Raw genomic sequence first — 6,077 nt, forward strand, 5'->3', positions numbered from 1 at the left:
CCGATCAGCGTGGCCGGGATGATCTGGAGATAGGTGAACGGGGTGAGGCTGGCCGGTGCGGCACGCCTGAAGCCCTGGATCAGGCAGAACTGGGAGGTGCCGAACAGGAGGCCGGACAGAACCATGGCTCCCCAGGCTTCGGCGCTGGCAGGGCGCCAGTCGAGCGGCAGCAGGACGCTGGTCACGACCAGGCCGGTGCCGATCGACCAAGCGAGCGTGGTCACCGGATCGTCATGGCGGCCGATGAAGCGCATGGCGATCTGATAGAGCGCGAAGAACAGGGCACAGCCGAGCGGGAATATGGCGGCCCAGGTGAACGCGTCGGTGCCCGGGCGCACCATCACCAGGATGCCGGCAAAGCCCAGCAGCACCCCGATCCAGTCGTGCTGGCTGGTGCGCTCGCGCAGGAGCGGTGCCGACAGCGCCACCACCAGGAGCGGTGCGGCGAAGGTGAGCGCCGTCAGCTCGGCCAGCGAGAGGAGCCCGAAGCCGCCGGCCACGGAAAAGCTCGCCAGCACCGGGAACAGGCCCATCACCACCTGGACCAGCGGCCGGCTGGTGCGGAGCCTGGACAGGCCGCCCTGCCGTGTCAGGACCAGGAGCACCACCGGCAGGGCGAAGGCGCAGCGCGCCCAGACGATCTGCACCACGCTCTGGGTCTGGGCCAGGAAGATCCCGGCCGCGTCCATCGCCGCATAGCCGGTGACCCCGGCGACCACGAACAGGACGGCCCCGAGCGTCAGCCGGGGGGCTGCGGTTCCAGCAGTCATCGGTCGGCAGTCTCGCAGCTCGCTGGGCGGCCATGATGGCCTGGCCGGTCGTGGTCCGGGATTTGGCATGGCGGTGCCCGGCCGTCACCTGGCGATTGGCGTTGTGGCCAATCACAGGCAGGATTCGGGGAACCGGCGACCAGGTCGCCTGCTCAACAAGTTGCCCGGCCCGAATGGAGGAGAGGCGCGCCATGTCGTTGTTCTGCCCATGCTGTGCTGGCCTGTCGCGCCGCCATCTCCTGGCGCTGGCCGGGGCGAGTGCCGCCGCCGGGCTTCCCGGCTGTGCTGCCTATAACGAACTCGCCACCTCCGCGGTCTCGCCCGAGCAGGAGGCGATGCTCGGCGCCCAGGCCTTCCAGCAGATCAAGGGCGAGACGCCGCGGCTGCGCAGCCCGCAGGCCCAGGCCCGGGTCCAGCGGATCGCCGAACGGATCGTGCCGGCCAGCGGGTCCAGCATCCCGCTCTCCGAGTGGGAGATCGTGGTGTTCGACAGCGACGAGGTGAACGCCTTCGCGCTGCCGGGCGGCCATATCGGCGTCTATCGCGGCATCCTCGACATCACGGACAGCGACGACGAGATCGCGACGGTGATGGGCCACGAGGTCGGCCATGTCACCGCCCGCCATGCAGCGCAGCGGATCGGCACCAGCAAGTTCGCCGAGCTTGGCACCGCTCTGTTCGGCGCAGGCGCCCAGGCCTACGGGCTCCCGACGCAAGTGATCGGCCTGCTGGGGGCCGGCGTCCAGTACGGCTTGATCCTGCCCTACACCCGCAACCAGGAACTCGAGGCCGATTCGCTGGGGCTGCGCTACATGGCGCAGGCCGCCTACAACCCCGAGGCAGCGGTGAAGTTCTGGCAGGCCATGCAGGCCAATGCCGGCGCGGACGGTGCGCCCGCCTTCCTTTCGACCCACCCGAGCGGCGAGCAGCGTATCGCCCAGATCGAGGCCATGCTGCCGGAGGTGATGCCGCTCTACCAGCAGGCGACGAGCTGACCCTGCCAGCGCTGTTCCGCCAACCGGCCTTGGCGGTTGTCGACTCGCTGGTTAGCTCATTATACCATCCGCCCAGGCCTTGGATCGATCCATCGGGTCCGGCCGGCTGGTCACGGGTTCAGGGGGGACAGATGAAGCTGCTGCTTTCGGCGCTGGGCGCCGCGATGCTGGTCGCGCAGACCGGCGGTGCACTGGCGCAGGAGGTGAAGGAGATCCGGCTCGGCTCGCCATGGCCCACGTCGAGCACCATTCACGAAGCACTGCCGGTGTTTGCCGAGGAGGTCGAGAAGCTCTCCGAGGGTCGTATCAAGGTCCGCGTCTATCCGGACAGTCAGCTCGGCGACATCCAGGCGCTGATCAACGGCGTGCAGCTCGGCACGGTCGACATGACCTATCTGGCGATCGGCAATGCCGGGGTGCTGCGCGGCGGCGCACCGCTCAACGTCGCCTACACGCCCTATTTGTTCAACACCAAGGAGGATGCCGAGCGGATCGCCAACAGCGAGGTCTTCCAGCCGCTCTACGACGACCTGGCCGAGCAGTCGGGGGTGCGCATCTTCGCGGTGCATGGCGCCCGCTCGCCCCGCGCCGTGCAGAACTCGCAGCGGCCGGTCAAAACGCCGGCGGACCTGGAAGGGCTGAAGATCCGCATCCCGCCGATCGACGGGATCCGCGTGGCGTTCGAGACGATGGGTGCCAGACCCGTCGTGCTGGGCCTGGGTGACACCTACAACGCGATCGAGCGCGGCCAGGTGGACGGGCATGAGAACGGCATCGACGCCGCGGTCGGCTACAAGTGGTTCGAGGTCGCCAAGTACTTCACGCCGACCGACCACATCTTCGAGACTGCGGCCTTCTACGTGAACGAGGGGCTGTGGCAGTCCTTCTCCGAAGAGGACCGGGAGATCTTCCGCAAGGCCGCCGCGACCGGTGGTGCCGCGATGACCAAGGCGGGTGAGGCGGTCGACAAGGAAGGCTACGAGATCTTCGCCGAGAACGGCGTCGAGGTGACCGAGCCCGACAAGGAAGCGTTCCGCGAGGCCCTGAAGGACGTCTACACCCAGTTCGAGGGCACGGTCTGGCCCGAGGGGCTCGTGGCCAAGATCCGGGCCATGCAGGAATAACAAGGCTGGATGGAAGGCCGCCTGGACCAAGAGGCGGCCTTCTTTCTTCTCGGTGAGCTCTCCATGACCTTCGAATCGATCGACCGGCGCGTGGCGACGCTCGCCCGGATCGTCGGCAGCGTGCTCGACATCTTCATCGGCCTGCTCGTCATCGGCCTGCTCCTGTTGGTGTTCTCGCAGTTCATCGACCGCAACTTCATCATGCTCTGGCGGCAGTCGCCGGAGGAGTATGTGAAGATCGGCCTCGCCTGGCTCTGCTTCGTCGGCCTCGCCCGCGCGTTCATGACCGACGAGATCATCCGCATCATGATCCTGCACGAGGTCCTGCCGCCCCGGGTCCTGACGATCCTCGACACGCTGGTGGACCTGCTCATGCTCACCGTGTTGGTCATCCTGGCGGTCAAGAGCGTCACCATGATCCAGGTCGCCCAGTACCAGATGATCCTGGGCACCAACCTGACCCTGGCCGTGCCGGCCTGGGGCATCCTGGTGGGCGTCCTCCTGCTCATTCCCCTGATCGCGTGGCGGATGGTGCGCCGCATCGTGCTGGGAGCCCCGCGGCCGTGACCCTCCTGTTCCTGTCCTTCCTCCTGCTGCTCCTCCTGGGCGCCGAGGTCGGGTTCTCGATGATAATCGCGGCCTGGTTCGGCATCGAGTTCAAGACGGACCGCTTCGTCGACCTGGTCATGCTGCCGACCTCGATGCTGAGCGGCGTCAGCTTCTATGCCCTGGTGCAGATCACGCTGTTCATCCTGGCCGGCGAGATCATGAACCGCGGCGGCATCACCCGGCGGCTGATCGACTTCGCCGGCGTCTGGGTCGGGCGCGGTCCCGGCAGCCTGGGCCAGGTCTCGGTCGGCGCCAACGTCATGATGGCCGGCATCTCCGGCTCGGCGGTGGCGGATGCGACCGCGATCGGCAAGGCGATGATCCCGGAGATGCGGGTGAAGGGCTACCCGATCAGCTATTCCGGCGCCGTGATCGCAGCCGGCGCCCTGATCGGCCCGATCATCCCGCCGTCTATCCCGATGGTGGTCTACGCCCAGATGGCGAACACCTCGGTCGCCAAGATGTTCATGTCGGGTCTCCTGCCGGGCCTGCTGCTCGCGGCCGGGTTCATGGTGATCAGCGCGCTTATCGGCCGGGCCCGCGGCTTCCCGGCCGGCCCGAAGGTCGACTGGTCCACGAGGCTCAAGGTCTCGGCCAGTGCGGTCTGGGCGCTGCTGCTGCCGGTCATCATCCTGCTCGGCATCCGGCTGGGGCTGATGACCGATACCGAGATCTCCTCGGTGGCGGTCGTCTATGCCCTGTTCGTCAGCATGTTCGTCTACCGTACCCTGAAGATCAGGGAGCTGCCCGCGCTGTTCGCCAGTGCCGGCCGGAGCAGTGCAGTCATCCTGTTCCTCCTGGCGGCGGCCGCGCCGTTCTCCTGGCTGGTGGCGGAGAGCCAGATCGCCGACCGCGTGGTGGACATGATCCATGCCATCTCCACCAACCCGGTGATAGTGTTGATCATCATCAACATCTTCCTGCTGCTGGTGGGCCTGGTCCTGGAGCCCCTGCCGGCCATGGTCATCTTCCTACCGGCGCTGATCCCGGTCGGCATGGATCTCGGCATCGACCCGATCCATTTCGGCTGCGTGGTCGTGATCAACCTGATGATCGGCCTGATCACCCCGCCGGTCGGCCTCCTGCTGTTCGTCGTGTCCAGCATCGGCAAGATCCCGTTCATCGCGGTTGCCCGCGAGGTCATGCCGTTCCTTGCCTGGTCGATCGTGGTGCTGTTCCTGGTCGTGGTGTTCCCGTCGCTGGCCCTGTGGCTGACGCTGGGGATGTGAGCATGGGCAGAATCGAACGCGCCGTCTCAATCGCGGACCTGCGCACCCTGGCGCGGCGGCGCCTGCCGCGCTCGATCTTCGAGTTCATCGACGGCGGTGCCGGCGACGAGCGGACACTGCGGGACAATGTCGACGACCTAGCCCGGCTGCGGCTGATGCCGCGGGTCGGCGTGGATGTCGGCACACGCCGAACTGCCGTCGAGCTGGTCGGCGCCACTGCCGCCCTGCCGCTGGTCCTGGCGCCGACCGGCCTGGCTGGCCTCTACTGGCCAGGCGGCGAGACCGCGGCGGCCCGGGCTGCGGAACAGGCCGGCATCCCGTTCTGCCTGTCCACCAACTCGGTGGCGTCCATCGAGGAGGTCGCGGCCGCCGTGCCGGGCGGGGACCGCTGGTTCCAGCTCTACTTCCTGAAGGATCCCGTCCTGATGAGCGGGATGCTGCGCCGGGCTAAGGACTCGGGCTACCGCGTCCTGTGCATGACGCTCGACCTCGCGGTGCACGGTCGGCGCGAGCGGGACCTCCGCAACGCCTTCACCGTGCCGCTCCGGCCGCGGCTGCGCACCGTGGCGGAGGTCCTGGCCCGTCCGGCCTGGCTGGCGGGCTTCCTGCGCACCGGCGTGCGGTTCGGCAATTTCGCGGACGTGGCTCCCAGCTCCGGCTTCAGCAGCATCGCCCAGCACGTCGCCAAATTGTGCGACGCTTCTGCCACCTGGCGGACGATCGAGGCCGTCGCCAGGGAATGGGACGGCCCCTTCGTGATCAAGGGCGTGCTCAGCCCGCAGGACGCGCTGCGTGCGGTCGAGCTCGGTGCTGAGGCCGTGATCGTCTCCAACCATGGCGGCCGCCAACTCGACCACGTGCCCTCGGCTGCGGCAGCACTGCCGGCCGTCGTGCAAGCGGTGGCCGGCCGGGCGCAGGTCATCCTGGACGGCGGCGTGCGGCGCGGCGTCGACCTCGTCAAGGCCCGGGCACTCGGCGCCGATGCCTGCATGATCGGCCGGCCGTTCCTCTGGGGGCTGGCGGCGGCCGGCGAGGCCGGCGTGGCCCGGACGATCGAGGTGCTGCGCGAGGAGTTGGACATAGCGCTGGCCCTGCTGGGCGTGCCGTCGGTGGACGCGGTCAATGCCGACTGTCTGTACCGGGAAGCGCCGGCTGCCTGATCCGGCCAACGAGTGCCCTTGATGCCGGCCGCCCCCGGACGGTCAGCAACCCAGTTCGGGCATCTGGTGGCCGGCGTGATCGACTAAAATGTTTGGTTCCAAGGTGTAGTGCTACATTCAAGCAGCACTCCTGGAAGGACTTGTTATGGGCCAGGTTCTTCGCGGCCGCGCCACCACGACTGAGGCGGTT

The 6,077-nt window shown here is 68.0% G+C and carries 6 protein-coding genes; 5 read left to right on the forward strand and 1 reads right to left on the reverse strand.

Annotated elements, in window-relative coordinates:
- Positions 1 to 770, reverse strand: a 770-nt coding sequence (locus tag EQG76_RS30490; protein WP_159718987.1) for a DMT family transporter, incomplete at its 3' end; no start/stop codon positions are given.
- 191 nt (positions 771 to 961) lie between these two features.
- Here EQG76_RS30490 and EQG76_RS30495 point away from each other — a divergent pair.
- From EQG76_RS30495 to EQG76_RS30515, 5 genes are all read left to right on the forward strand, one after another.
- Entirely contained in the window at positions 962 to 1,765 is an 804-nt protein-coding gene (locus tag EQG76_RS30495) for a M48 family metallopeptidase (protein WP_159718988.1), read from the forward strand.
- 131 nt (positions 1,766 to 1,896) lie between these two features.
- Positions 1,897 to 2,889: a TRAP transporter substrate-binding protein gene (locus EQG76_RS30500; protein ID WP_159718989.1), complete on the forward strand. Its 993-nt coding sequence runs from the start codon at positions 1,897 to 1,899 to the stop codon at positions 2,887 to 2,889.
- A gap of 9 nt (positions 2,890 to 2,898) precedes the next feature.
- Entirely contained in the window at positions 2,899 to 3,456 is a 558-nt protein-coding gene (locus EQG76_RS30505; RefSeq protein WP_159718990.1) for a TRAP transporter small permease, read from the forward strand.
- On the forward strand, positions 3,453 to 4,727 hold the full coding sequence (locus tag EQG76_RS30510; protein WP_159718991.1) for a TRAP transporter large permease: 1,275 nt from the start codon (positions 3,453 to 3,455) through the stop codon (positions 4,725 to 4,727). Before EQG76_RS30505 ends, EQG76_RS30510 begins: the two co-directional genes overlap by 4 nt.
- 2 nt (positions 4,728 to 4,729) lie before the next feature.
- Entirely contained in the window at positions 4,730 to 5,887 is a 1,158-nt protein-coding gene (locus EQG76_RS30515) for an alpha-hydroxy acid oxidase (protein ID WP_159718992.1), read from the forward strand.
- Positions 5,888 to 6,077 lie beyond the last annotated feature (190 nt).

Origin of the sequence: Geminicoccus flavidas (genome assembly GCF_009806515.1) — a bacterium.
Classification (GTDB): domain Bacteria; phylum Pseudomonadota; class Alphaproteobacteria; order Geminicoccales; family Geminicoccaceae; genus Geminicoccus; species Geminicoccus flavidus.